Here is a 24740-nt window from a genome sequence, read left to right as displayed (position 1 = left end):
CCCGACCGGTAATCAACCGATCGGGCTGCGCAATTACACTCTGGCTTCAGTTCAGCGCGGCTTTTGGCTTTCCGCTGGCTTTTGCGAACTGTCCGATGCGACGGGAGAATCTTCCTGCGCTTCCAGGCTGGCAAAATATTCCTGAAGGTTTATGCAGCGGTTACCGGGGCGTGCGCGTGCACCTGAATCTATATCTTTATATTCAAAACGTGGTGCTCCCGGCAGGACAGGTACTGACTTTTTGACATCTTCAGGCGTGTGATACCCCTCCTCAATGTCAAAGTCGCTGTCTGCCGGCGGTGACAATGTTGCATCAGGCTTCAGCTTTTTGACAGACAAAGCCGATGCCTCACTTTTCTGTAGCAGCTGCTTTTTTGCTTTAGCATTGAGCGCCTGCAACATCTCTGGCTTTTCAGGCACTGATTCCTGCGATGCCGGCCTGGCAGGCGTTTCGGCAGAGTTAGAGGCGTTATTTACCGGCACCGGTGAGGCTGCAGACGGTTTGCGCAGCATAATGTCAAAAGGATCGTTACAAATAGAAAGACGTGGGTTTATTTTGTTATCCATAATAATAACTCCGTGTTAACGCTGAGAAAAAGTTAGCTTGCTGACACACAACCGTGGCAGGTATCAAACCGCAAAGATAAAGTTATAACTGGCCCTGAAATTATGCGATCCACTAATTCATCAGCCAAAGAGTTTTTTCCAAAAATCAACTTTATGCACAAATATTAACGCTGGGATAATTCTGATGGCGTTAACTCAGCGCCATTAATCTTCCAATTAAAGGAAAATAATATTTCGATATCAAAAAACGCTCATTTTTAAATAAATTTTGCAGAGTGTGATGCGCCTGATGGCACAACGGCATTACGTAGGGCTATGCTGAGCGGGCTCGTTTATTAAGCCGATAATGTCTGACAGCGAGGTAAGCAGCATGAAAATACAGCAGGCTTCAGCAATCAGCTACGCCACCTTAACCGCGTACGGTGAAAACCCCCTTAGAGAAGCTACCGCTCCGCATTCAATCATTGAGATGATCGTTAACTTCTTCACGGGTGGCGTACGGCGAGCCAACGAGCAGTTCTATCAGCAGTTTTATGATGGGATGAGCCACTATTGCGCCTCGCTCGATCCTGATAATCTCTCCAGCGAGCCGTTTGATTTTTCGTTTCAGACGGACCACTACCGTATAGAGATCAGCAGAACACAGCGCGGCCACATTGCGCCACTTGTCTGGCGTTCACGGATTAATGTTATCGCGCTGAAAGATGGTTCGCCGCTAAGTACAGAGATATCTGATGTCGCATTTATCAGGGCATGCGAGGTGCTTGCAGTAAGAGCGCAGCACAGTAATGTTTGCCAGTATGCGCCAGTGTTCACCGAATCAGGGCTGAAGAATTTTGAAAATCTGCGTATGAAAGCGTTGACACTAAGCGGAAATGTTTGCTCATACGCCAGCTTTAACGGTTCGGTTATTGACCGGCTGACGCTGAAAAACATGCATATTAAAGCGACCACGTTTGACGATATACAAGTGGGTGAAACCCTGCTGATTGAGAACGTAACAGCAATGGGGCTATCGTTTCGTAATGCCACGGTAAGCAATCTGGAATTAACGCACAGTGAATGCCATTGCTGCAACCTTGATGGGCTTGACATCAAGCGGGGATCGTTTTTCTCCTCACATCTTATCGGTTGCTACGGCACGCGCCCCCGCTTGCGGGCTATTTCCGCTGATGAGACCAGACTGCAAAGCTGCTCACTGATTGAGCCTGAATTCAGTAGTCCTTACGGACTGCGCGAGCGTTTCCAGGATTCTTTTATCTACAAAGCTTACTACACAGGCTTTAACGGAGTCAGATTTCCAATAGAGAATAATCTGCTGATCAAAGCCAGCTGATGCGCTGATGCGCTGATGCGCTCCGCTCAATCCACAGAAGCAGGGCCGCCTGAGCGGCCCTGATTTATGAGGTTTGTGCTATGGGTTTCAGGAAAAGACCAGCCTTTTAGCCAAGACAGGGTGAAAATTTTAAAACTCATAGATTTATTATGACTTAAAAACAGAAATCACTCTATTTTTTATCAGCAAGAATTTTGTCAAGATCTATGCGCTCAGGAACATATGTTTTGATAAAAGTTTCTTTGTTATCCAAATGATATCTCAAAGCTTTCAGGATATTGCTGTAGTCATTATAGTGAGAGGAAACCACTTTTTTTAATCTATTTCTCCCTTCAATTTTTTCTTCGGGAAAGAATTTCCCATGCACTTCGTCCAAGGCTTCATTTATAATTTCCTTTTTAACGTTGTAAGCACTACATTTCTGGAGATCACGTAGCTTTCCCTTGATTTTTTCACAATTTTTTTGCGAATATTCTTTATCGTATTTTTTATCTTTTAAATCAATTTCCGCTAATCTTAATGAAATGTTATTGGCCAAAAATCGGTAGGCCGTATCTCTTGGGTATTTTTTTATAATTTCGCCGCCTGTTTCTTTTTCTGGTTCATACAGCTCTTCTACTTTTTCCTTCGCCACAAGATAATTATACACTGGTTTCTTTTCTTTTCTTATTTCAGAAGAAGTTTTAAATGGATAATCGTAATTTTCATAAAAAACACATTTTGGAAAATCATATTTAATATAAACATTTCTTTTAATAAATATTGCATTGCTTGACTCATTTATTTGTTTATTGTTCTTATCAAAAACTTGAGAAGAATTACCTGGTTTACAGCCGCTAATACTATGACTTTTATCTGTATTGCGTTCTGAGGATGTCAGAAAATTTACATTGGGCTGGCTAGCACGAATTTTTTCACTTTCCGCTAAATATGACATGTTTTACTCCTGCTTTTTATTATTGTCTTTTTGACCGTCGCAGAGACAACATACGGGGCCGGGTTTAGTCTGGTGTTGTTAATATCTGTTAAAAAATTGTGCAGCTGAGAATAGCGTCTACCCAATCAGGGAAACACGGGCCGCGTGGCACCTCCTCATTGCAAACAGCTCCTTTAAAGGCAAAACCATAGCAATATCGTTGCCACACTTCTTGCTAAAAGCGCTGATTTTGTCAGAGGGCGATGTGCGAGTTTTTGCCGGCAGAATGAAGTGAGCCGCGCCGGGATCCCGGCGTGCTAAAGCGCGATCGTAAGGCAGCCACGCAACTGCAGGGCAGCGGTGCTGACAACTGACAGAGCCGCAATAACCACTATAGCGAGTAGCAACCACGCAAAAGAGGAGTAACCGTTGTAGCGAGCAGTCGGGGATGAGATGAAATAGCGGGGCTGGCCAATAGCATACCAGGATGAGAGGCCAGGCCCCCTGCCCCGCCCTGCGGTGAGCGGCGCCCGCCTCGCTGACTAACAGCAACCACTATACAGAGCAGCTTTCTCTCTATAGTGGTTGCCATCAGAGTTTGCCTTAATTCACTTTACCTTTACGAATCTTTCTCAGCAGCGCCAGTTCCTCGGGTGAGAGCATCACCATTTTGCCGCCCTGCTCCTCCTGACCAGACAGGCCATCGAGTTCAGCGTCGAGATCGTCATCCGTCAGGCCCGGCAGGCTCAGCGGCAGTTCCGAAGGCTTGAGCTTGGGCCGGCGATAGTGCACCGAGAAGTACACGCTCTTGCCGCGCATAAACTCGGTGTAGTCGAGATAGCCAATCTCCTTCAGCTGCCCCATCGCCTTGCGTACCGTGGCGTTCTGCGTAATTACGCGTGAGGTGAGATTGAGCCTGGCGCGCAGGCGCTGCATAGAGATAGGCGCCGGATCGGGCGGCAGGCTCTCGATGAAGGTGTAAAGCGCCTGTGCTGACTCCTTGCGGGCCAGCTCGTTGATGGCGCGCAGCTGCAGCAGCACTTTTTTGTCGAACTGGTAGAGCTCAAATATCTTGGGATCGGCCTGCAGCGTTACCGTATCGTTCTTTGCGCTGTATTTGGCGGACTGTACGAGGTGTGTAACGTAAAATTCGCCCCCGCTGCTGAAACGGATGGTGTTGGAGGCAATTCGCGTCAGGGACGCATCCAGACGCTCTCTGAGGCGCGCTGACGAACGCGCTGAGGGTATCCCACAGAGTTTCACGAAATCGACGAACGGCAGCGTTACGCTGTCTCCCAGCGTCTTGTATTTGGCAAAGGCGTGGATGATGCCAACCCAGGTCTTGAAATCGTTATCCATGTCCAGCCGCTGACCAATGATCTGAATATTCTCATAACCTTCTGATTTTACGAATGAAAGCTGCTTTAATTCATTGGTAACGTCAGTAGTCGCCATCATATTTTTGCGATTACGGCTAAATGACTTCAGCGTCGGCACAAACAGCCCCAGCCGCATCAACGCAACAGGCTGTACGGTGTTATTGGTGTTGGGCATAAGCTTAACGACTTCGCCTGTCCTGCCATCTATTTCGGTAAAAGCATCTTCTATCTTTTTGATTTCTTCGTCTTTTTTCGACATATCATGTTCCTGGTTTGACAGGCAAAGACCGCACCGCTCTTCATAGTGGATGCTAAGACTCACTATAGCGGTTTCACTACAATCAGCGACAACTATTTACTCGTTATAGTAGTTCTTCTGCTCTCTATAGTGGTTATAAACATCTCTTAGCAATAGTGTTAAGTTATTGATAATAATTCTATTTTACCGGTAACTTACATAAATCGATTACAGGAAAACGTTAGTTGAAAATAACGCTTTTATAGCGGATTTGCTGCTCGCTTACCTGTGGATATCGTGACGATAAAAAAATCATTTTTGAAAGAGAGATGATTAAGCTATTGATTTTAAGTGGCTTTTTAAAGATGCGTTGTTCACAGAAAAAATAGCTGTCTGCTCGTTATAGTGGATGTTAACTGCCTTCGATAGTGGTTGATCTGCTCTTTATAATGGATGTTTTACTCTTTATAGAAGTCAATTTACTCTCTATAGTGGTTTTCAACAGGCTCTCAGCCCTTGTGTACCAAGGCCTGCGGAGGATTTGGGATCTTTTAGGATCTATTGGGGATCTATTGGGGATCGAATAATGGGATCTATCCTGTGAATAACGTGGATAAAAAAACCTCGCAAAATCACGATAATGATTCATCTAACCCGAACCCGTAACGATTCCTCTCCTTGTCAGACCAGTTTAGTTTTTCAAAGGTTGACTGATTTAAGAACTTTGCTTCAGTTCAATAAATTTTCATACAGGATCAACCACTATAGAGAGCAGCCGTTTTCAATCTCTGAAAAGCCAGTTTTGTCTATAAAATAGACAGATCAATTACTGTTCAATCCTGCAATACCAGGGTTGTTATTCTGCATCAACTACTCTTCTAATCACCTATTGCATGACTCTATCGACTAATAAATTCACTGATCTTACAGCGACTAACCTGCTCCTAAGCGTTTATCAACAAAAGTACCAGATGGTGTTTTCATGCTGAAAATTTCAAAATTATCTATTTTATTCATTGAGTTAATTAGCTTTTTCACTGGTGATAGATAAAACTTGTTTTGCCTGCCTGTTCAAAAACTTCAACCTGAGCACACACGATAACTTGCGTGAAAATGCAATTTTCACCGACCACTTTTCATGGTTAAATTATTGTTTTATAAATATTTTTAATACTATTTTCAGACTGAAAACACCAAGGTGTCATCTCTTTTTCAGAGCGGATTTTCAGTTAAAGCTGATTCCTACAATCCTCTGCTTTCCTGCTTGTCATTCTAACAAACGCTATGAAGCACCAGACGACCTGCCAGTTTTATGGCTTATCAGGTAAAAACTGGCAGGCCATTTTTTTTCCTGTATGATGCAAAAAAACATACAGGATGAGGAGCTTATGAAGCGTGATTATGGTGGAGTGCTGGAAATGGCACAGCGTGCAAACGGAATGTTGTACGCGCTGAGCGATCATATTGAGAAGCAGCGTCAGGAGTTTAACCAGACGCAGTTTTATCAAACCTTCTCCCGCAATGCAGTAGCTAACATGCCCTTGCTGAGTAAACATGCTGTGGTAGCGGCAATGGAGGCGATGGAATCACAGGGATATGAATTTGGCAGAAAGCAGACCGGCAGTACGTCGCAATATGCGCTGAGCCTGCAGAACGTTATCGACATTTATCAGCACCGCAAAGTCCCTAAATATCGCGACCGGCACCCCTCGCCTTTTGTCATTTTCGTTGTCAGCCTTAAAGGTGGCGTCTCAAAAACGGTCAGCACCGTTACGCTCGCCCACGGTATGCGGGCGCATCCGGCTATGCTACATAATGACCTGCGCATTCTGGTGATTGATCTCGATCCGCAGGCGTCCAGCACCATGTTCCTTAGTCACACCAACAGCGTAGGCTCGGTACTGGAGACCGCCGCTCAGGCGATGCTGAATGACCTGAGTCGTGAGCAGCTCAAAGAGCAGTTTATCAAGCCTACCGTGATGCCGGGTGTAGATGTCATCCCCGCCTCTATTGACGATGGCTTTGTTGCCAGTGACTGGGAAGCGCTGGTTGCTGAGCATCTGCCTGGCGTTGCGCCGTCAGATGTTCTGCGCCGCAATGTGATTGATCGGGTCGCTGATGATTATGACTTCATCTTTATCGATACCGGCCCGCACCTCGACTCCTTTATGCTGAACGCCATTGCGGCCAGCGATATTCTGCTGACCCCCACGCCACCGGCGCAGGTTGACTTCCATTCAACCCTGAAATACCTGACGCGTCTGCCGGAGATGCTGGAGCGTATTGAGTCCGAAGGCGTAGAGCCGCGCCTCAAAGCGAATATCGGCTTTATGTCAAAGATGACCAGCAAGCACGATCATCTTACTTCACAAAGCTATGCCAGAGAGGTGTTTACCAAATCGATGCTGGATGCCGGCCTGCCGCGCCTGGATGGTTTTGAACGCTGCGGAGAGTCATTTGATACGGTGATTAGCGCTAACCCGACCTCTTACCCCGGCAGCGCAGATGCGCTGAGAAAGGCCAAGCATGAAGCTGAGCAGTTCTCGCGCGCCGTCTTTGACCGCATTGAATATATCAGGAGCACGCTGTGAACAAACCTGTAAACCGTATCGGCCGGTCACTGGGTCAGTCTTCTATTGCCAGCATGATTGATGGCAGCAACCAGGCCAGAACCTTTACGCTTAAGTCGGGCAAGACGGTGACGTTTGTTCGCAAGCTTATTCCGTTTCAGGATATTGAGAGCACCACCTTTGTTGATCCGCAGATTAACGGTCGCGATCAGTCGACGCTGACGGAAGAGTCAGTTAAAGAGATCACCCGTACTATTAAGCTGCAGCAGTTCTTTCCTGCAATAGGCCGTTTGCGTGCCGGACGCATTGAGATCATGGATGGTTCCCGCCGTCGCGCAGCCTGCCTGCTGACGGGGGCCAGTCTTGAGGTGCTGGTAACTTCAGATGAAATCGATGTTGCCGATGCGCGCCAGCTGGCTGCCGATATCCAGACCGCGAAGGAGCATAACCTGCGCGAACTGGGGCTGCGCTTTATGCTGATGCATGATAAAGGCATGAGTAAGAGCGATATCGCCCGGAGTGAAGGGATCTCCAATGCTAAAGTCACGCGCGCGTTTAAAGCTGCTTCGGTGCCGGCTGAGCTGATAGAGCTGTTCCCGGTGGTCTCGGAACTGACGCTGCAGGATTATGAGATATTGCTCGACGTATGGGATCACGCCAATGCAGAAGGCGTGGCGGTAAAACAGATTGCAGATGAGATCAGAGCTGACCTGGCTGAGCTGCAGCTGGCAGCCACGCTCAGCGCTGATGAGTATAAACTGCAGGTCCTGAAGCGGGTGCGCGCGGCTAAACAGCAGATCAAAACGCCAGCCGATCGCAGCCGGGCAGTTATCGAGCATCTTGCGCGCTTCAGCGATCGCAACGCCTACGCCCGTCGCAAAGAGAATGCGGATAAACGCACTATTCACTATGAGTTCAGCCGCCTGCCAAAAGAGCTGGCTGATAAAATCGATGAGTCGATACGGGCAATACTAAACCCTCCCGCATAAAAAAAGCCTGGCGATTTGCCGGGCTTTTTTGTCTTTCCTGCCTGCCGACGCCGTTTTAACGGAAGAGCAGCAGCGACCTGCACGAGTCAGCGTGCAGTGAGATATCATCAGTGCAGGCCAGCGTATGCACGACCTTTCCCTCCAGGTAAGAGAGATAGCTGTAGTAGTGATGTACGGCTACAGATTCATGCCTCAATGCCACTATTGCAGAGCGATCAGTCTCCAGCAGGCTATGGAGAGGAAAGCCGCTAACATATTCAACCAGCAGCTCGCTATCGGTGCTGCGCGGAGCGGCACGTGAGAACTTGAGCACAGCAACGTGGGCCAGCAATGTCAGCACCATAGCCAGAGCAGCGAGCGCCGGATAGCTCGAAGTGAGCCGCTTACGCCACTTTGATTGCGGCGGAGACGGAAGAACTGAAGGGCAGGGCGCCAGGGTGGCAGGGGAATAAACTATCATTCTGACAATGTTGCTTTTGAGAATATAGCCGCGGCGGGGTGAGGTGACTATACAGCGGTTACCGGCATCCAGAGCCTGGATTTTTTTCCTGAGATGGGTCACAACCTGCCGGATAGACGCTTCCGATACCACCACGCCTTTGCATCCCCAGCACGCTTCAAAGATCTGCTGCTTCGAAACCACCTGACCCTCATTAGCCAGCAGCAGCTCAAGGCAGCTGGCCATATTGCTGGTGAGACTGACGCTTTTATTTTTAAACACCAGCGTTAATGTGCGCGGGTCAAAGAGTATGGCAGGCTGATTATTATTCATAAAGTGACTCGATGGTGGGATAAAGTGCGCTGAATAGTTATATAAAAAAGTTAGGCATTATGCTGTTTAATATCAACAGCTAACGGAGGAAATGAGCGGAATATGAAAGCTTTGGTTGCTATCTATTCATGCTGCACCGGCTTTGGCAAAACAGAATCATCAGGAAAGAGCGAAAGGTAGTAGTGGAAAAAGTAACAACGCAGTAGAACTGGATCATCACTCACCTCTCTGGAGAGTTCGTCATGATGATACCCCGCGTTGAATCTCAGTCTCTACAGCCGCACCGGGCAGCTTCATGTCCGGACAATAAACTTTACCTTCCCGCTAATACAGGTAACAGTGATAAAGCGCCGGTGTTGCCGTTTAAACAGAATAATTCAGTTGCCCCTGGCGCCGCTGTGCTGAAGCTTCTGAAAAAGAACTATGGCTCAATACCGATGGAGAAAATGCGCGAACTGGAAAAGCTTATTGAAAAGGGGGAAGTTGATAATAAGCTGACAGAGGGGGATAAAAAATTAATCTATAAATTTGATCCGGGAAAAATTAAAACGATAGACAAGGAGAAAAATATTTCTGTTCCGCAGGATTTTATAAGCGATCTTGGCAGAGGAAAACTATACATTAACTATAACGACAAGCGTGAAAGCATCAAAAATCTGGCAGATTTCAAACGGGTTTATGCGTGTTTTACAGGTAAAAATAGTGCAGTGATGGAAATAATTTCGGTCGCTTGCTGCCAAAGTTTTTTTGCAGATAACTGGTGCTCGCTTGAAAAAATTTTGCCGAAAAGCTTTTTTTCTTCAAATGGAGACCAGGAATATAAACTTGAAGTCTGGATCGACGATCGAAAAGAGAAGGGTAACTGTTTAATCTCTCAACGGGTTCATATACGCGGAGATGTTACATACAAAATCAGCTATGAAACAGAGAGAGGCGACCAGGCAGAGATCAAGAACCTGCAGGTGAAAGGGGCAGTTAACAGAGACTTTTATTATCAGTGTCCGGCGCCTGACACATATACAAATGTTCTGCAGAATGACTTCGAAATTTCCTATATTCCCGATTCAGCAAAGAGCCGCTTAGCTTTTGAGGTAACAGAAAATAATTCATCGGATGGCGTTTCAAACAGAGGACGATCGCACACGCAGCCCGCTATCCCGATAAAAGATAGACACTGGGCCAGCGATACATTCAAAAGCGGTGAAGATGACACTTCTTACTCTACAGAGTCGACGTCGACTATGAGTGATTTTTTAAAAGAGGATGAAGGTAGCATGCCACCGATTCCGAAGGTAATATCGTCTGATACCGGATTTATGACCAGCAATGAGACCATTTCACAGCCATGGCACCAGAATTCAAAACCGGGTACGAAACCGTCATTCTTTGCCCGTATTCGACAGGCATGGTCTGACATAACGGAAACCGTAGTTTCATACTGGCAGCGTCTCAAGACCTTTTTTTCATTCTGAGTCACCGGCTGTGCCTGCAGAAACCACCCGGGATTGCTGCAGGCCTGAACATCCGACACCGATCAACGCACCGCCTCATCCTGCGCTTTACTGGCGATACGCTGCGCTACAATGGCTGAAAGACTCGCTACGGTAGGGTCCGCACCGACTTCGTGATTAACGATCGCGATATCAAATCTACCCTCCAGATGGCAGACAATCTCCGTCAGATTCATGGAATCTGCATGCAGATCCCAGACCAGAGAGTGGTTATCTTCAATGCCGGCTACCGGGGTATCCAGAACGGTGGCAATAATCTGCTTAATTTCCTGATTAATGATTTTCATACTGTGTCCTGTAAGGGCAGGGGACCTGGACAGTCCCTGCCAAACTGTGAAAAAAGATGCGGTTGTAATTGAGTTTTAAAATACACTATTGGCCCGTAAACGAACTGCCAGAGTTTGAGCTTCATCAGCATATTCTGATAGAGTGACTGACTTTGTTATGGGTTTTACATTAATTTTCTGATCAGGTTTCACGTTAACAGCTTGATTGAAATCAGGCGTAAAAAGATATTCAGGAATATATTTCATCAGATCGCTGGTTTCATCAATTTCACCAGCTTCCAGCAGAGCGATAACTATTACTTTTCGATAATTTTCGGATAAGCCATGAACATACTTTTCTATTTCAGCTATTGGCATGTTAGCAACATCTAATATTTCCTTTTTAATAGGCCCTGCTGCTTCTGAAATATTCTCCGAACGAATTCTGGTAACATGCTGAGGCTGAACAACCTGCCGTTTAAGTGGTGAGGAAGAACTTTTCTTAATAGAAACGATTTGTTCAGGCGTTTTCAGCTGAAGTTGAGGTGAGGCGGTATAAATCCAGCTTTGCGGAATAGTATCATCAGGAATTAATGCTGGGTTCTCCGGCAATTTTTTCTCAATAGAAATTATCTTATCTTTAATTTCTGTTGCAGGCTCAACAGAAGCAACAATACCATGCCGATGAGAATTAATATTTTTAGATATGACCTGATTATTACTGCGCTGTGTGGGTTTAGGTTTTATTCTTCCAACATTAATAGTATAATTTTTATTACCATTACCTATTGTTAGAATTCCACTGACATTACCGATAGAACTATGATTACCATGTCCGTAAATTAAGGGTGTTTTTTCATTATCTGCAGAGCGCGGACCTTTTGCATCGCCATTATCATCATTATTTATTTTCTTATCAGAATTAACATTCAGGATATCACGCAGAACGAATGATTCTGCTATCATGCCAGTTATTTCTTTTAATAAGTTATGATTACTGAAATCATTTAATCTTTTTTGAATGGCATTCATAATATACGGCCCGCCGCCGTTAAATATTTTCTCTTCATTATTTTTAAGCCAACTGATATGCTCTTTATGACTTTTATTAAAAACTTCTTTATCAATAAAATCAGTCAACTTTTTCTCCAATGGGTTTTTATCTGAATCCAGATAAGTCTTTAAATCTTTATTAAGGTTATTTTTAAAAGCGTCATCCATTTCAGAATAAGTTGAACAATATTTTTTTTCTACTTTGCTAAGCTTATATAGCTCTTTTACTCTGTTGTTGAGATTAGATGCATATGAAGTCAGTGTTTCTTTGCTAAAAAGACTCAGGCTGGTAAGAAAATATTCAAGCGCACACTCGTTATCAATACATTTTTTTTCGTCTTTTAACAGCGCATCAAATTTTTCTCTGTTAGCTTCGTTAAGAAGATTTCTGACTTTCTCAGCATTTTTCTGAAAGTTTTCAGCAATGCCACGATCGCCTGAATCCAGAGTGTCAGTACAATGTACCGGTTTATTTTCACTGGCTGTTTTCTCAATGAGTGAATCAAATGCAGCGGCAAAAATACTTTTTTTGGGTTGCTCATTGCTATCAAAAACAAGTTCATTAATGGAAATGTTATCAATATTTTCTTTCCGGAGTGATGCGGTTGGTTGTGCATTTTCGGTAAGAGTATACTCCGCAGGGGTGTTAGATACAGCTTGCAAATTTCCTATCATTGAACTGCTGGCGATTTCAGCAGGAGATATGCCAGCAGATATGTTTTGAGTTGCGTATGTAACCAGAGTGCTCATGGATTACCCTTTACAATGTTATAAAAATTACGAGAGGTACAGTAAACATATTTAACTAAATCAGCTGAAGCGAGCAGCTTTTCATTTTCATGAGTTTGTAGCTCAAATTCTTTTGCTTTTTTAAATGATTTAATAGCTCTTTCTCTGATCTTGTTGTCTTCCATTTTTTTATTTCCAAATTGCTCCTTGAGGGGTGTTATTACCAATTCTTCAAAAAGGTGAAAAGCCTTCTTTTCATAGCGGTCAAAATTATCACCTATGAGTTCTTTGTATATCTTATTGGATTCTGTCACGCAGGCATTTCTTAAATCAGAGAGTGATTCCTGGGATGTGTTATATTGCCGATGCTCGACCACCATATCCAAAAAACTGGAAATGGTAGCCGAATGTTTTGTAAGCTCCTTTTCAGTATATAAACTAACTGTTATCAGCAATGAGCATAGCAACCTGTTAATTGTATTATTTTCTTGTTTTAAATTAAATTTTTGAGCAAAAACTTTTAGTTTTTCTGCAGGTAAAATAGCGCGTAGTTTTTCATATCCTATGTGTTCGACTCGAAAATATATTTCATCGATAGATCCATATCTTAATGAGTCAAGGAAATTTTCAGGGCCCTGAGGGCGCTGTCCATTTGTTTCTAAAAGCGTATTATTTTGGGGAAGGTAGCGGACACCTTTATAATCCCCACTTTTTTCCGATTTACATCGGATGGATGCTTCTCTATTTACAGGAACAGATTTTTTTTGCTGAGAATGGGTAATCGGTTCATTATGCACCTCTTTTAATTGTTGAGAGTAAGAATATTGCGAATCACTATCACTCTCATTTTTACAAGCTGAAAACGAAACCCTTTTTACTCCTGGTTCTTCACTTTCAAAACCATAATGACGACCTTCACTCTTGACGTGATTGGAGCTAGCGGGGCCGGGCGTCCCCTGATCACAAAGCGGAATTGGACTAATAATCACGCTTTCTCCTTGCTTAAAAATTCAGATAGCCTTTGGCAGCACCTAAGTCCTGCTCAATAAAGCTGCTGAAAATTTTTACCAGGTTGTCATAAAGTGAATTAGCACTGGTCATTTTCTGCGTAAAGGTTTGCATGGTTTTTTGAAGATCTTCGGATTGCGCTTCAAATCCAGACTGCCAGTTAGCTAGTTCCGTAGCGGTTAAACTTCCAAAAGGTACCTGTTGATACATGCTTTCTAAAATAGATGTGTCAATGTGAACGCTATAGCCCTTTAAATCATCTCCTTTTAGATACCCTGCAGGTAAACCCATTTGTCTTATCCATCTTTCGCACTCTTCTTTAGATGCAGTTTTATTTGTATCTGGAAAAAGATGTCCTGAAATATTAGGATATTCATATTTTTCCCATAAAGGGCGAAGATCACCTCTGAATTTTCCATACTCAAAATTCATTTTCCCATCTTTATCTGGTGAGCCTATATATAAATGAATTTTTGATCTAAATGATGCAAACTCAGAAAAGAAACTATTTAGTTTTTCAAAAGATTTCAGGAAAACTTCAAGATAGTTATCACGTGTTGCGCCAATCGCTTCCCAGTGCTTTTGCGCCAGGTCACGTCCCCATGAGTTATCATCTGCGTTCAGGCTGACGAGATCAGTTTCAAACCGCAGCAGATCGAACCTCTCCTGAATCTCTTCCGGACTATCCTGTTGGATGGAAGGGTGGTAAAAATCGGCCATCAGCTGATTTATATTACGCTGCCTGGTGTTACCTCCTGCTACCTCACAAGCCTGCTGCTGGATATTCAGCATCTCTTCTCTTGATAATGGGATAAGTAACCCGCGGATTTTTTCAGCGCTATTTTTCAGCAATTCTGCATCGGAATGGCATGCGTGCGTATTTGCCTGCAATACCTTGATCTGGTGGCTAATTTCCTGGTTTTTTCGCATAACATTAACCAGTTTATTATTGTGCTGTTCAGCTTGTTTGATTGAAGATAGCTGATTATTTTCCGCTACTGTTACTACGTGACGCGCATCCTCTTTATCTGGTGTCGATGTAATATTTACCGTAACCTCAGCTTTAGCCTGCTTTTCTGCCGCAGGCTGAGTGTCATCACTATTACTTTTTTTGAAGTGCAGCGGTTCAAACTGCGTATAACTTAAAGATGTGCTTAGCATGTTTCTTCCTTATTAATTGTTAGTTGGCGCGACTGATAACTGCTGAGTTAGTGCTAATGTTGTTATTAATGTACTGCAGTACACTGTCCAGCACGAACTGCTCAACTTTATGATTTCGGCTTTCCATTTCCGCACTGTTTTCAGCACTTCTTTGATGTACCGCGCGATCATTATCCAATAGATTGGAATCTGCCTGCTGGGACGTTGACTTAACGTTAAAAGATGACAGTACTAACTGATGTAAAGGGGTTGCCAGGCTCAAAGCCGCACTTTGTTTACGACGTTCTTCACTATAAGATTCATTACCATTATAGAGTTTCTGATCGGTTTTATGCTGGAGCGCTTTGGTTGAGGTCTTGTTTTCCGCATTTTTACACGCCGCTGCTGCCTCCGCTTTCTCGGCAGGCGTTTGTCCTTCTGTTCTGCCCGGGTTACTGCGCGCATTATTTATTTTATTTTCATCCTGCTTAAGCGCGAATTTGTCATCCATTTGCTTGCTATGCTCTGTAGTATGTTTATGAGTCGTGTGGGCAGATTTTGCCAACACGCCCACAGTCAATCCTGTAGAAGCAGCACCTGCTACCGCAGCACCGGTTAAGGAGGATTTTGCTGAATTTACGAGTTCTTTTGCGCTACTTTCCGCTGCAGCTGTTTGTCTGGTTAATCCTGCATTTTTATCTTCAGTACTTGCTCTTTTAAATTTCATTAATAATTCTATTTGTTTTATTAGATTATTAATTATTTTTGATAGCCAGCCGGAAAAGTTAGACCAGTCTATTTTTTCATGAGCGTTTTTTTTGTTAATTATTAAGCCGTTATCCTGTCCTTCTAGCGCCGAGGTTGGCGTATTTTGCTGATGGCCAGCAGGCCTGTCAGTATTATAATCCTGCATTGCAATTGATGCATATTTGAAAGCTTCAGCATGTAGCTCTGCGTTATCTTTTGTTATCTTCGGAGTCCGAAGTAATGGTGCTCCACCCATTATCTGCGACGAAGTGGAACCTGAACGGTCCAGGATGAGCGCATCTTCCGGCAGGATGAAATTAACGGGGTTACAATTTAGTGCATGACCTTTTAACCGAATAACTTCACTGCTGTTTTCATGATGCTGCGGCCGGGTATTGTACTGGCTGTAGTCAATTGGCATTAAGCCTGGCATCAAATTCTGAATATTTCCGCTCATAGTTTTTCCTTATGCAGTAATAGTGCGAATTTTTTGGTTAATAAATATTGAGGTTGCGTGATTGTTTTTTATCAATTCACTGCTTTTTATTTTTAAATCGTCAGTAAATTTTTCATTCCGGGCTGTCTTTTCGATAATTTCTCCTATGTTTTTAGTCAGGATATCCAGATCGTTTTCGGCTAATTTGGCTTTTGCCTTATAGCGCTGTGCCTCTAGCTTTATAGCTGCCGTAATGATTTCGCTACCGGACTGTACCGTGGTATTGACGGCGGTCATTGCCGTCTGAAAAACATGCACTCTTTTTATCAGCGTATCGCGCGTGCTCTCTTTTATTTGGATCGTTAAAAGGTCGTCAAGGAATTTAAACGCTTCCTTTGCAGTTGCTGATAATGCTTTAACAGCATTCTTTAAAAATTGAGGGACAAGCTTTTTAATTAATTCAACTATATTTTTTACAATTACCGTTTCGAGTAATTTAGATGCCTGTTTGGAAATCGCTTTGGCAGCAGGACCGGCAAAAACAATGGCGGCAACTGCCACGGCTGCCGTAACGGCTACTGTTACGCCGGTTTTTACACCGCTTGTTATCTCTTCAGCCTTTTGCATGCCACACTTTGCAATCAGAGCACTAATTATTCCGATCTCCTCCATAAATTCTTCAACCAGCTTACCAAGCTGATCGGTTAAGGGTTTAAGAAGTTTGTCGGTTACGGCTCCTACGCCATGTTCAAGTAAAGATTTACCATCAACCGGAATTTCATCTGCAGCAACAGTAGCGGTTGTTATTGTTACACCAGCAGCAGCAGTTGCGCCCCAGTCAAAAAGCGCAGTAGCTATGCCTACGATGGCCAGAGTAATGCCAACACCTTTTCCGGATTTTCCAAATATCTTTTGAATTTTTCTTGCTTTCTCCATCTTTTTTTCATTTTCTCGCGTCTGCTCCAGGGCATGCTGGCGGCTGGCCTCCATGCGTTTTTTATTGAGTTCAAGGTCGCTCTGCTGTTTGACTGCATTAGCTTCATTCAGAAGCTCAATTATTTTATTGAGGAGCAGAATCATGCGCTTTAAAAAGGTGTCATTTTGCTGCTGGACTGCTTTCAGAGCCGTTGCCTCGACAATAACCTGCCCCCGCTCGTTGCTCACGGCCCGCGCGCTCTCCTCCACTTTTGCCGTGTGCTTGTTTACTAGCGCCTGCGTTTTGGCTGCCAGTACTTCTACATGCGTCATAGCACTTATTACAGCCTGATGAGCGGCTTCAGCACCTGCTTCTGCTGCGGCTACGGCAGCTGCCGCTGCGATAAAGCGCGGGTCGGTCTCTTTGACGCCAGCTTCTTTCAGATCACGTAATGCCTGACGCACCTCGCTTAGCTTCTGTCGCGCCTCTTCCAGCTGCTGTTTTAAAGCATCCAGATCGCCAATGCCCTTATCGAGCGCATCCTGCGCCTCTTCAATCTCTGCCTGAATCTGCTTCAGCTCTGCGCTCAGCTGTTCAAACATGATTTTGCGCGCTTCCGCGCCACTAACGGTAATGTGTTGTGTGAGTTCCAGGGCGGCCAGATTACTCTCTGCATTCGTCAGAAAACTGTCAGCCCAGCATTTCAGAATGCGTGCTTCTTTTGGCTGACGCAGGACTGGCGCACTGCTTTCCTCAGGCAGCAAGCTCTCTCCCAGTGCCTCCGCGATGGTTTCCTGCACCGCTATTTTATTTATCGTCAGGCCGGCAAAGCGGTTGGCGACTTTTTTTCCATCCTCAATCACTCTCTCTGCGGTAATACGTGAGGAAGCCCGGTTCCTTACGACGCTATCCTGAATGATGCCTGCACTACTCATCGTTGTTCTGCTCCTGGTTATGTTGTTTTTCTTCCGCGCTTTTTTGCAGCTCCGGGCGGTTTTTTAAAATGGTGTCGACATACACCTGGCTTTTTTTCTTCAGCTTCAGGTCAGCGCTCTCCTTAATGACCAGCCGGAAGCACTGCAGCGCTTTTAACGCGTTGCCCTGCATCAGCTGACACTGGCCGCTGTAGAACATAGGAGCCAGGTCGTTGTCCGCCATGATGTAAGCGAGCGCATAGATATCGCATGCTTTCTGGTAGTTGCCCCTGAGCTGATTAACGGCTGCCAGCCCGGTGAAGAAATCGGGGTTGTTGAGGTCATACATACAGAGCATGCTGAAGTAGCGTTCCGCCTCATCCAGCTTGCCCTGACGATAAAAGTGGTATGCGTGAGCGTACATCCCCTCCATCGCCTCTTCAGAGATGCCCTGAATGTCCTTGAGCGATACGCCTTCAGCGGCGTACTGCATCAACATCCCCACCACTTCTTCTTCAGTTACCGGCTTGTTGTCATCTTTCATCATGTTTCCTGAGCCATCTCTGGCGTGTGTTATTGAATCAAAAGCGTGCCGGCGCAGGCTCTAACAGAACGCTCAAAGCGATCGGTTTAACCGGACGGCGGGGCGCTGTTATGTGGTGCTGACTCCTCGGGTGGATTGCTGTTCTCCGCCGCGGCGATCGCCTGCCAGCGTGCGTCAATGCCTTCCAGCCAGAGCAGAATGTCCATCACCGCTGCGAGCTGCTGCGCGTTAATAAAGGTGTGCTTTTTGTGTGAGCGGAACAGGGCGCGTGCCAGCGGAATATCCTCCACTACCGGCACGTTGTGTTTGCGGGCGTAGCGCCGGATAGCCAGCGCTTTGGCGCCTTTCTCCATCTCTGAGATAAAAGGAATGGGCGTGATGGCTTTATTGACGTAGATACAGATAGCGATATGGGTCGGGTTGACGATCACTACGTTCGATTTTTTGATGTTGGTGCGCGTTTCGTCAGAGAGGATCTCGCGGTGGATCTCTTTGCGTCTGCTTTTGATTTCCGGGTTGCCGTTAAGCTCTTTGTTCTCGCGCTCGACCTCTTTTTTGTCCATTTTGAGCTCTTTCTGCCAGAGAAAGAATTCGCAGACGGCATCCAGCAGCACAATCACGATAATGGCGGCGACCATCAGGATCACAAAGCTGTGCAGCAGCGTGCCCCAGAGCGTGAAGATATTGACCGGCTCCGCATGCGCCAGGCTGAAGAGCAGGCTCTTATTCATGCTCCAGAAGAGCCAGGCGGCAATAAAAAAGGCGGAGAGATAGAGCAGCGCTTTAACAAACTCTTTTACGGTGCGCAGGCTGAAGATTTTCTTCAGCCCTTTAACCGGGTTAACGGCGGTAAAATCAATTTTCAGCGCTTTGGTGGCCATCTTCATGCCGGACTGCATCAGCCCGGTTATTACGCAGCAGGCCAGGCAGAGCAGCAGAAAAGGCAGCAGAATTTTCAGGCCGGCAACCACCACTCCCCAGAGATAGAATTCCGCGTTCAGCGTGTAGTGGCGGGAGACGATCGTCCCCAGCACGTCCCGCAGCGGCTTGAGTGAAAACCCCCGCAGGAGAATTTCAACCCCCACCAGCAGCAGGCAGCTGGTGAGCAGATCTTTGGCGCGAAAGATCTGCCCTTTTTTGGCCGCGTCGCGGATCTTTTTTGGCGTGGGTTTTTCTGTTTTAGACGTTGACATACACAGCTCAGAAGAAAGGGCGCAGAAACAGCTTTTCAATCCGCAGCAGATCGGAGGAGAGCGTCGGACCGAGATAGATCAGCAGGATTAAAAAGCCGATAAAGCTTTTCAGCACCAGCGCCAGCGAGAAGGCGTTCATCTGCGGCGCATAGCGCGACAGCAGGCCCAGGATCACTTCTGTTACGAGGAAAACGGTGATCACCGGCGCCGCAATTCTTACCGCGTTAAGCAGCGTGGTCCCGGTAAAGCGCAGGATATCGCTGAGGAATGGCAGCTGAGTCTCCAGCGGCGGCAGTAGCTGATAGCTGTTATGCATCACCTGCACAAAGGTGAGCGCGCCGCCCGCCTGCAGAATCAGCGCCACCGCGAGCAGGTTAAACAGGTTGGCCAGCTCGGAGGTATCGACGCCGGACATCGGGCTGATAGTGCTGCTGAGCGTCGCGCCGCGCTGGTTATCGATCAGGCTGCCGGCGGCGTGCATTACCCAGAACGGAAAGCAGAGAAATATGGCGAGGATCAGGCCGATGACCACTTCTTTGAAGATGAGCAGCAGCAGATAGGCTTCATGCAGCTGATAGATTGCCTCGCCGGGAAAGGGCCACAGTGCCGATGCGAGCAGCAGCACCAGCGGGAATTTGATTACGCCCGGTACCACGCTGCTGTTGAGCCACGGCAGCAGGATAAAAGCGGGAAAGAGCCGGGCAGAGGCGAGCGCAGTAGAGTAGAACCCCATATGAACAGCGTCGAACAGCGGCATCACGTTCATCGCGTCAGCGCCATCGCGTAGACTTCACGGGTGAAAGCGATCAGTGATTCGCCCAGCCAGCCGGAAATAATAAACAGCGTCAGGCAGACCCCCAGCAGCTTGAGGCCAAAAGGCAGCGTCTGCTCCTGCAGCTGGGTGACGGTCTGAATAAGGCCAATTGCCAGACCAATGAGCGTGGCGACAATAACCGGCACCGCAGAGAGTACCAGCACCAGATAAATAGCTTTATTACCGGCGAAAACTATTTCATTCATCTTATTTGGCTCAGGGCGCTATAAACAGATACTGTTCAATAAGCCCTTTTGAAATGATGCTCCATCCGTCAATGACGACAAACAGCAGCAATTTAATCGGCACAGATATGGTTATCGGACTCATCATCATCATGCCCAGCGTCAGTAATACGCTGGAAACCAGCAGGTCAATAACGACAAACGGCAGATAAATATAGAAACCAATTTTGAACGCTTCTTTTATTTCCGTGAGCGCATAGGCCGGCAGCAGTGCCAGAATCGATACGTCGCGCTCTTCCTCGTCGATATCCGCCCGCTCTTCGGCAGAGATATTGCTGCGCGCGTTATCAAACCACTGCGCCAGGTCTTTATCGGTATATTTAATCAGGTACTCTTTGTATCCGGTAAATCCCTTTTCAAGAAATGTTTCAGTGGACTGCCGGTCGCGCAGGTCAATATTATTCTCAATGTAATAGTCATATCCGCCTTTCAGCACCGGCGTCATTACGAACGCGGCAAGTACTAACGCAATGCCGTTCAGCGTCATATTTGACGGGATCTGCTGCAGGCCAATGGCATTACGCACCATAATAAAAACAATTGAGAACTTGATATAACAGGTTCCGCAGGCGATTAAAAACGGGGCCAGAGAAGAGATGGCCAGTATGGCAATCAGCCAGATATCATTATCGTTCATATTATTTAACGGAGGTGATTTCCACACCCAGCCTGTCGTCGATCACAATCAGTTCGCCGGTGGCGATCGCTACGCTGTTGGCGTAAATATCCACCTGTTGCTGCCTGTCATCCGCAAAGGTGAAGAGCTGGCCCGGCTGCAGCGCCATCAGTTCATCCAGGGTTAAGGTCGTTTCATGCACCACAAAGTGCAGCGTGACCGGCACCGCGCCAGCGCCGGTCTTCCGGGCGCTAAAGGTGGCGGAAGGGGGCACCTCCTCTGAAGGTTCTGCTGCATCATCTTCCGGCAGTGTAAAACCCTCTTCTGTGTGCAGATAGCGGGAAAACTCGTGGTCATCGATCATGATGGTATTGATCTCATTGTTAATCAGAAGAACATCGCCCGTCTTCAGGCGCCGGAGATAGCGCGCACTGAGCTGGCTCTCACCCAGCGTAAAGCGCAGCGTAAAAGGCAGGGCAGCAAGGCCTGACGGAGGGAGAAAAGGTGGCTGCGAATCAGCCGGTGCGCAGCCAGAGGGCATCCGATCAAACCAGTAACAGAACCCGTCAAGCTCCACCGCCAGCGCATAACACAGCGGCGCAGGACAGGCGGTGAAACCGGACAGCGTTTCGCTGAGTCCCGGCAGCGTAAGAGCGAGTTCAGGACGGGCATAGGTGAAGTAGCTGGTTACCGTGGCGGCATCCAGGCAGTCAATGCGCAGCTGGCTGACTTCCGGCAGCGCCTGCTCCAGCCAGTGGCGCAGGTCAAAACTGACTTTTGTGCCGTCATGAAGCGTGCTCTGCATCAGCACCGCATCCGGCGCGGGCGCGGAGTCGTGCAGCTTCACTCCCTGCTGCTGCCAGTAGGTGACCACGCGATCGTGATAGCGCTGCTGCGCGGTCAGTTTACGAAGCGGCGGAAAATTCATGCGTCACTCTCTTCGTCATCTCGCTGCTGATGCTGCCTTTTATGTTGCGAGTCTTCATGCGCCTCTTTAAAGACCGTATGGCCCTCTACCGGATTAAGCGCCAGTTCGGTTCGCAGCTGTTGGCCAAGGTGCGCACTGGAGGGTTGCATAAAGAGGGTGCGCTGCTCTCCGACGCCCGTGGTCTGAATATTGACAGCATGTTTTCCTTCACCGTGTTGAAAGACGTAGTGCAGGGTCTGCGTATCGCTGCCGGCAGCAGAGGCGGCAGGTGCTGATGACATATGCAGCGTCGCCATGTTGATGGCGGCCAGCCGCGATGAGGTATTTGCCAGCGGAGGTGATTTGCCCGCTTCAGCCGCTGCCGGAGCGTTTTGCATAAAGGCATTCTCAGCGGTGGTTTTCAGTGGATGAGCAGCGGAGGCGTGCTCATTTTTCAGGCGCGGCGATGTTTCAGCGAGACGTGACGATGTTTCAGAGGGCAGGGAGGAGGCCTGATGCTCTTTCTCCGGATTCAGAAGCGGCTTAGCTTCTTTGGCTGATACCTCTTTGGTTGTTGCCGCTTTCTTTGCCACACCGGTAACCTGAACCGATGATGGCAGCTGCTGCGCTAATTTCAGCGGCAGCGGTTTAAATAACGGCTGCGGCATCACCAGTGCTATTTCAGGTTTTATTGTCTGACCGGCGGGAGAATCCAGCGTCTCTTTCATTTTTTCATCAAGCGTGCTTTCTTCTTTATTTTCACGCGGCGGCTCATTCCGTGCTGCTTTATCGCTCGCGGTTGCCACATTCGGTACTTCCATAACTCATTTCCTCTGTTTCATTATCAGCAGCAGACAGGGCAGCGTTGCGCTGTTTAAATGATTGGTCTGCAATGCGCATCAGATATTTCTCTTTCTTTTTATTCAGTGCCGCTCTTTCCGCACGGGCCGTTTCCAGCTTTTTCTCCAGCAACATTATTTCAGCCTGTGCGTCGTTAATCCTGATTGAAATATCGGCAATTCTGCGGCGCACCCGGCCCATGGTGCTGCGCATCTCTCTGAGCGTTTCAATATTCATGCTGCCGCTGCGGGCGAGGGCGCGCAGGTTTAATTCAAACAGGGCTTTATCCTGTTCCAGGGCAGCAATGGAGTGCTGATAAGCGGCAACAGAGGATTGCAGGGTGGCTATTCTGGCCTGATTGTTGTTGATCTTTTCCTCATATAACCTGAGAACACTACGGAGCGCTGTTAACAATCTCTTTCATATCCCGCAGCAGAGTTTCTTCTGACGTCTGTTCATCATGAGCCTGACGCAGAAATTCACTGACACGTGCTTTGCAGGCGAAGAGCCGATCGTTTTCCGGGTTTTCGCCAGGCCGGTATTCGCCGAACATAATCAGCGTGTCCAGCTCTTCAAGCCGGGCGAGCAGATCCCGCAGGCGGGTAGCGAGCGCCTGATGCTCGCCTGAGGCGACGCGCGTGGCCACGCGGCTGACGCTGTTCAGCACATCGATTGCCGGGTAGTGATTTTTGCGGGCCAGTTTACGGCTGAGATAAATATGACCATCGAGTATCGAGCGGACCTCTTCGGCCACCGGGTCAGCTTCATCCTCCGTTTCCAGCAGCACGGTGAAAAAAGCCGTGATACTGCCTTTCTGTGTGGCACCGGGGCGCTCCAGCAGCTCGGGGAGACGGGCAAAGACCGAGGCCGGAAATCCGCGCCGCGCCGGCAGCTGTCCGGCCGACAGCGCAACGTCGCGCAGTGCACGTGCATAGCGGGTTACGGAGTCGAGAAACAGCAACACCTTTAATCCGCGATCGCGAAAATATTCCGCGATGGTCATCGCAACGTGCGCGGCGTTGACCCGGTCGGTGGCGCAGAAATCGGAGCTGGCATAGACGATGGTGCACTTGTTGCGTTGCGGCGAGGAGCGGACCGCATCGATAAATTCAGTGACCTCTCTGCCGCGTTCGCCCACCAGCGCCACTACGCAGATATCGGCGTCAGCATTCTCGAGCAGCATATGCATCAGGGTGGTTTTTCCGCAGCCGGCTGCAGAAAAAATACCGATGCGCTGCCCGACCCCGCAGGGCAGCATGCTGTCGATGGCGCGAACGCCGGTGCTGAAGCGCGCATCGATACCTTTGCGTTCCTGATAGCCCGGCGGCGGCGATTCAACGTCGCGCCGTTGCGCTGCGCCCGGCGTGGCGATTCCGGAAAACGTTTCTGAGACAGAGCCGTCCGGCAGCACAACCGCGCCTCTCAGCGCATCTGAAAGCAGGAGGGTAAACGGCTGTCCGGTGGGGCAGATAACCATCTCCCGCGTTAGTCCCTGCGGTGAGCCGATCAGGCTCAGAATGGTGAGATCGTTGTTAAACACCATCACCTGCGCCCGGGCAACCAGGGTTCGATCCGTTGCGCTGCGGTAGATGTGGCATACTTCACCAATACTGACATCCGTGAGACGCGCTTCCAGGGTCGTTGCCGTAATGCGGCAGGGATGCGCCATATGCTGCAACAGATCTGAACGCGCAATCACCGCAGCGCCTCACGGCAGGCTTTCATCTGCCGGTAAAACTCTTCCAGCGCCTCTGAAAAGTCTTCTGCATTAAGGCTGGCGGGCTTAACGTAGCACTCAAGCGTGGTCATCCCCTCATTTTCAGAGAGCTGCAGATGGCCGGTGGCCGCGTGAAAGCAGGGTGCCATAACAATAGCCAGCAGCGCGCTGGCGCACTGCGACAGAATATAGGGATCGTGCGGTTGTATCTGGGTCCACAGCACCACAAACCCTTCTGTCTGACTGATTAATAGGCTGCTCTCTTCTTCAAAATCCAGAGAGATCGTTGAGTTGCCATCGAAATTATTCAGCAGACGTTCATCGCATCCATTTTTGCGTAGCGCAGACCTGACCAGTTCAACTAAATCGTCATTCAT

Annotated in this window: 24 protein-coding genes; 4 read left to right on the top strand and 20 right to left on the bottom strand. The window is 47.6% G+C overall.

Annotation, left to right across the window (positions count from 1 at the left end; genetic code table 11):
- Nucleotides 1–51: 51 nt before the first annotated feature.
- Entirely contained in the window at nt 52–567 is a 516-nt protein-coding gene (locus tag F3J39_RS15950; protein ID WP_166714401.1) for a hypothetical protein, read from the bottom strand.
- Between the two features lie 370 nt (nt 568–937).
- Between F3J39_RS15950 and F3J39_RS15945 the strand changes: the two genes are divergently transcribed.
- A complete protein-coding gene (locus tag F3J39_RS15945; RefSeq protein ID WP_166714400.1) occupies nt 938–1903 on the top strand; it encodes a hypothetical protein in 966 nt (321 codons plus the stop codon).
- 172 nt (nt 1904–2075) lie between these two features.
- On the opposite strand, the gene F3J39_RS15940 is transcribed toward F3J39_RS15945, so the two are convergent.
- Entirely contained in the window at nt 2076–2840 is a 765-nt protein-coding gene (locus tag F3J39_RS15940; protein ID WP_166714399.1) for a hypothetical protein, read from the bottom strand.
- Nucleotides 2841–3422: 582 nt separating this feature from the next.
- The gene (locus F3J39_RS15935) at nt 3423–4457 is read right to left on the bottom strand and encodes a RepB family plasmid replication initiator protein (protein WP_108570254.1); all 1035 of its coding nucleotides are present in this window, start codon (nt 4455–4457) and stop codon (nt 3423–3425) included.
- A gap of 1367 nt (nt 4458–5824) precedes the next feature.
- Here F3J39_RS15935 and F3J39_RS15930 point away from each other — a divergent pair.
- Nucleotides 5825–7027: an AAA family ATPase gene (locus F3J39_RS15930; protein WP_108570284.1), complete on the top strand. Its 1203-nt coding sequence runs from the start codon at nt 5825–5827 to the stop codon at nt 7025–7027.
- Nucleotides 7024–7995 carry a ParB/RepB/Spo0J family partition protein gene (locus tag F3J39_RS15925; RefSeq protein ID WP_108570253.1) on the top strand — a complete coding sequence of 324 codons (972 nt, stop codon included), beginning with the start codon at nt 7024–7026 and terminating at the stop codon, nt 7993–7995. Before F3J39_RS15930 ends, F3J39_RS15925 begins: the two co-directional genes overlap by 4 nt.
- 55 nt (nt 7996–8050) lie before the next feature.
- Here F3J39_RS15925 and F3J39_RS15920 read toward each other — a convergent pair whose 3' ends face one another.
- The gene (locus F3J39_RS15920) at nt 8051–8767 is read right to left on the bottom strand and encodes a winged helix-turn-helix domain-containing protein (RefSeq protein WP_166714398.1); all 717 of its coding nucleotides are present in this window, start codon (nt 8765–8767) and stop codon (nt 8051–8053) included.
- Nucleotides 8768–9009: 242 nt separating this feature from the next.
- On the opposite strand from F3J39_RS15920, the gene F3J39_RS15915 reads away from it, so the two are divergent.
- The gene (locus F3J39_RS15915) at nt 9010–10239 is read left to right on the top strand and encodes a hypothetical protein (protein ID WP_166714397.1); all 1230 of its coding nucleotides are present in this window, start codon (nt 9010–9012) and stop codon (nt 10237–10239) included.
- A gap of 62 nt (nt 10240–10301) precedes the next feature.
- On the opposite strand, the gene F3J39_RS15910 is transcribed toward F3J39_RS15915, so the two are convergent.
- The 16 genes from F3J39_RS15910 to F3J39_RS15835 form a co-directional block, all read right to left on the bottom strand.
- Nucleotides 10302–10565 (bottom strand): acyl carrier protein, encoded by a 264-nt coding sequence (locus F3J39_RS15910; RefSeq protein ID WP_166714396.1) that lies wholly within the window; start codon nt 10563–10565, stop codon nt 10302–10304.
- A gap of 75 nt (nt 10566–10640) precedes the next feature.
- Complete coding sequence (locus F3J39_RS15905; protein ID WP_166714395.1) at nt 10641–12347, bottom strand: hypothetical protein; 1707 nt, start codon at nt 12345–12347, stop codon at nt 10641–10643.
- Entirely contained in the window at nt 12344–13315 is a 972-nt protein-coding gene (locus F3J39_RS15900) for a hypothetical protein (protein WP_166714394.1), read from the bottom strand. The genes F3J39_RS15905 and F3J39_RS15900 overlap by 4 nt, the downstream gene beginning before the upstream one ends.
- A 13-nt stretch (nt 13316–13328) precedes the next feature.
- Nucleotides 13329–14495: an IpaD/SipD/SspD family type III secretion system needle tip protein gene (locus F3J39_RS15895; RefSeq protein ID WP_166714393.1), complete on the bottom strand. Its 1167-nt coding sequence runs from the start codon at nt 14493–14495 to the stop codon at nt 13329–13331.
- A 19-nt stretch (nt 14496–14514) separates the two neighbouring features.
- Complete coding sequence (locus F3J39_RS15890; protein ID WP_166714392.1) at nt 14515–15678, bottom strand: hypothetical protein; 1164 nt, start codon at nt 15676–15678, stop codon at nt 14515–14517.
- A gap of 9 nt (nt 15679–15687) precedes the next feature.
- Nucleotides 15688–17508, bottom strand: a complete 1821-nt coding sequence (sctE, locus tag F3J39_RS15885; RefSeq protein ID WP_166714391.1) for a type III secretion system translocon subunit SctE — start codon at nt 17506–17508, stop codon at nt 15688–15690.
- Nucleotides 17501–18034 (bottom strand): SycD/LcrH family type III secretion system chaperone, encoded by a 534-nt coding sequence (locus F3J39_RS15880; protein WP_233499588.1) that lies wholly within the window; start codon nt 18032–18034, stop codon nt 17501–17503. The genes sctE and F3J39_RS15880 overlap by 8 nt, the downstream gene beginning before the upstream one ends.
- An 83-nt stretch (nt 18035–18117) precedes the next feature.
- The gene (locus F3J39_RS15875; protein WP_166714390.1) at nt 18118–19224 is read right to left on the bottom strand and encodes an EscU/YscU/HrcU family type III secretion system export apparatus switch protein; all 1107 of its coding nucleotides are present in this window, start codon (nt 19222–19224) and stop codon (nt 18118–18120) included.
- A gap of 7 nt (nt 19225–19231) precedes the next feature.
- The gene (gene sctT / locus F3J39_RS15870) at nt 19232–19990 is read right to left on the bottom strand and encodes a type III secretion system export apparatus subunit SctT (protein WP_247648275.1); all 759 of its coding nucleotides are present in this window, start codon (nt 19988–19990) and stop codon (nt 19232–19234) included.
- Nucleotides 19987–20244, bottom strand: a complete 258-nt coding sequence (locus F3J39_RS15865; protein ID WP_166714389.1) for an EscS/YscS/HrcS family type III secretion system export apparatus protein — start codon at nt 20242–20244, stop codon at nt 19987–19989. The genes sctT and F3J39_RS15865 overlap by 4 nt, the downstream gene beginning before the upstream one ends.
- A gap of 10 nt (nt 20245–20254) precedes the next feature.
- Nucleotides 20255–20920: an EscR/YscR/HrcR family type III secretion system export apparatus protein gene (locus tag F3J39_RS15860; protein ID WP_166714388.1), complete on the bottom strand. Its 666-nt coding sequence runs from the start codon at nt 20918–20920 to the stop codon at nt 20255–20257.
- Nucleotide 20921: 1 nt separating this feature from the next.
- Nucleotides 20922–21827, bottom strand: coding sequence for a type III secretion system cytoplasmic ring protein SctQ (gene sctQ / locus F3J39_RS15855; RefSeq protein WP_166714387.1), 906 nt, complete (start codon nt 21825–21827; stop codon nt 20922–20924).
- Nucleotides 21824–22627 (bottom strand): hypothetical protein, encoded by an 804-nt coding sequence (locus F3J39_RS15850; protein ID WP_166714386.1) that lies wholly within the window; start codon nt 22625–22627, stop codon nt 21824–21826. The genes sctQ and F3J39_RS15850 overlap by 4 nt, the downstream gene beginning before the upstream one ends.
- Nucleotides 22593–23060 carry a hypothetical protein gene (locus F3J39_RS15845; protein WP_166714385.1) on the bottom strand — a complete coding sequence of 156 codons (468 nt, stop codon included), beginning with the start codon at nt 23058–23060 and terminating at the stop codon, nt 22593–22595. The genes F3J39_RS15850 and F3J39_RS15845 overlap by 35 nt, the downstream gene beginning before the upstream one ends.
- The gene (gene sctN / locus F3J39_RS15840) at nt 23041–24345 is read right to left on the bottom strand and encodes a type III secretion system ATPase SctN (RefSeq protein WP_348769947.1); all 1305 of its coding nucleotides are present in this window, start codon (nt 24343–24345) and stop codon (nt 23041–23043) included. Before sctN ends, F3J39_RS15845 begins: the two co-directional genes overlap by 20 nt.
- Nucleotides 24342–24740, bottom strand: a complete 399-nt coding sequence (locus F3J39_RS15835) for a hypothetical protein (protein ID WP_108570334.1) — start codon at nt 24738–24740, stop codon at nt 24342–24344. The genes sctN and F3J39_RS15835 overlap by 4 nt, the downstream gene beginning before the upstream one ends.

Source organism: Pantoea sp. Acro-807 (assembly GCF_011752675.1).
Classification (GTDB): domain Bacteria; phylum Pseudomonadota; class Gammaproteobacteria; order Enterobacterales; family Enterobacteriaceae; genus Pantoea; species Pantoea eucrina.
This window is presented reverse-complemented; position numbering and strand designations above follow the sequence as displayed.

Excerpts from the sequence above, each read along its gene's own strand:
- F3J39_RS15950 (WP_166714401.1), bottom strand. The coding sequence starts at position 567 with ATGGATAACAAAATAAACCCACGTCTTTCTATTTGTAACGATCCTTTT.
- F3J39_RS15945 (WP_166714400.1), top strand. The coding sequence starts at position 938 with ATGAAAATACAGCAGGCTTCAGCAATCAGCTACGCCACCTTAACCGCG.
- F3J39_RS15940 (WP_166714399.1), bottom strand. The coding sequence starts at position 2,840 with ATGTCATATTTAGCGGAAAGTGAAAAAATTCGTGCTAGCCAGCCCAAT.
- F3J39_RS15935 (WP_108570254.1), bottom strand. The coding sequence starts at position 4,457 with ATGTCGAAAAAAGACGAAGAAATCAAAAAGATAGAAGATGCTTTTACC.
- F3J39_RS15930 (WP_108570284.1), top strand. The coding sequence starts at position 5,825 with ATGAAGCGTGATTATGGTGGAGTGCTGGAAATGGCACAGCGTGCAAAC.
- F3J39_RS15920 (WP_166714398.1), bottom strand. The coding sequence starts at position 8,767 with ATGAATAATAATCAGCCTGCCATACTCTTTGACCCGCGCACATTAACG.
- F3J39_RS15915 (WP_166714397.1), top strand. The coding sequence starts at position 9,010 with ATGATGATACCCCGCGTTGAATCTCAGTCTCTACAGCCGCACCGGGCA.
- F3J39_RS15910 (WP_166714396.1), bottom strand. The coding sequence starts at position 10,565 with ATGAAAATCATTAATCAGGAAATTAAGCAGATTATTGCCACCGTTCTG.
- F3J39_RS15905 (WP_166714395.1), bottom strand. The coding sequence starts at position 12,347 with ATGAGCACTCTGGTTACATACGCAACTCAAAACATATCTGCTGGCATA.
- F3J39_RS15895 (WP_166714393.1), bottom strand. The coding sequence starts at position 14,495 with ATGCTAAGCACATCTTTAAGTTATACGCAGTTTGAACCGCTGCACTTC.
- F3J39_RS15890 (WP_166714392.1), bottom strand. The coding sequence starts at position 15,678 with ATGAGCGGAAATATTCAGAATTTGATGCCAGGCTTAATGCCAATTGAC.
- sctE (WP_166714391.1), bottom strand. The coding sequence starts at position 17,508 with ATGAGTAGTGCAGGCATCATTCAGGATAGCGTCGTAAGGAACCGGGCT.
- F3J39_RS15880 (WP_233499588.1), bottom strand. The coding sequence starts at position 18,034 with ATGATGAAAGATGACAACAAGCCGGTAACTGAAGAAGAAGTGGTGGGG.
- F3J39_RS15875 (WP_166714390.1), bottom strand. The coding sequence starts at position 19,224 with ATGTCAACGTCTAAAACAGAAAAACCCACGCCAAAAAAGATCCGCGAC.
- sctT (WP_247648275.1), bottom strand. The coding sequence starts at position 19,990 with ATGAACGTGATGCCGCTGTTCGACGCTGTTCATATGGGGTTCTACTCT.
- F3J39_RS15865 (WP_166714389.1), bottom strand. The coding sequence starts at position 20,244 with ATGAATGAAATAGTTTTCGCCGGTAATAAAGCTATTTATCTGGTGCTG.
- F3J39_RS15860 (WP_166714388.1), bottom strand. The coding sequence starts at position 20,920 with ATGAACGATAATGATATCTGGCTGATTGCCATACTGGCCATCTCTTCT.
- sctQ (WP_166714387.1), bottom strand. The coding sequence starts at position 21,827 with ATGAATTTTCCGCCGCTTCGTAAACTGACCGCGCAGCAGCGCTATCAC.
- F3J39_RS15850 (WP_166714386.1), bottom strand. The coding sequence starts at position 22,627 with ATGGAAGTACCGAATGTGGCAACCGCGAGCGATAAAGCAGCACGGAAT.
- F3J39_RS15835 (WP_108570334.1), bottom strand. The coding sequence starts at position 24,740 with ATGAATGACGATTTAGTTGAACTGGTCAGGTCTGCGCTACGCAAAAAT.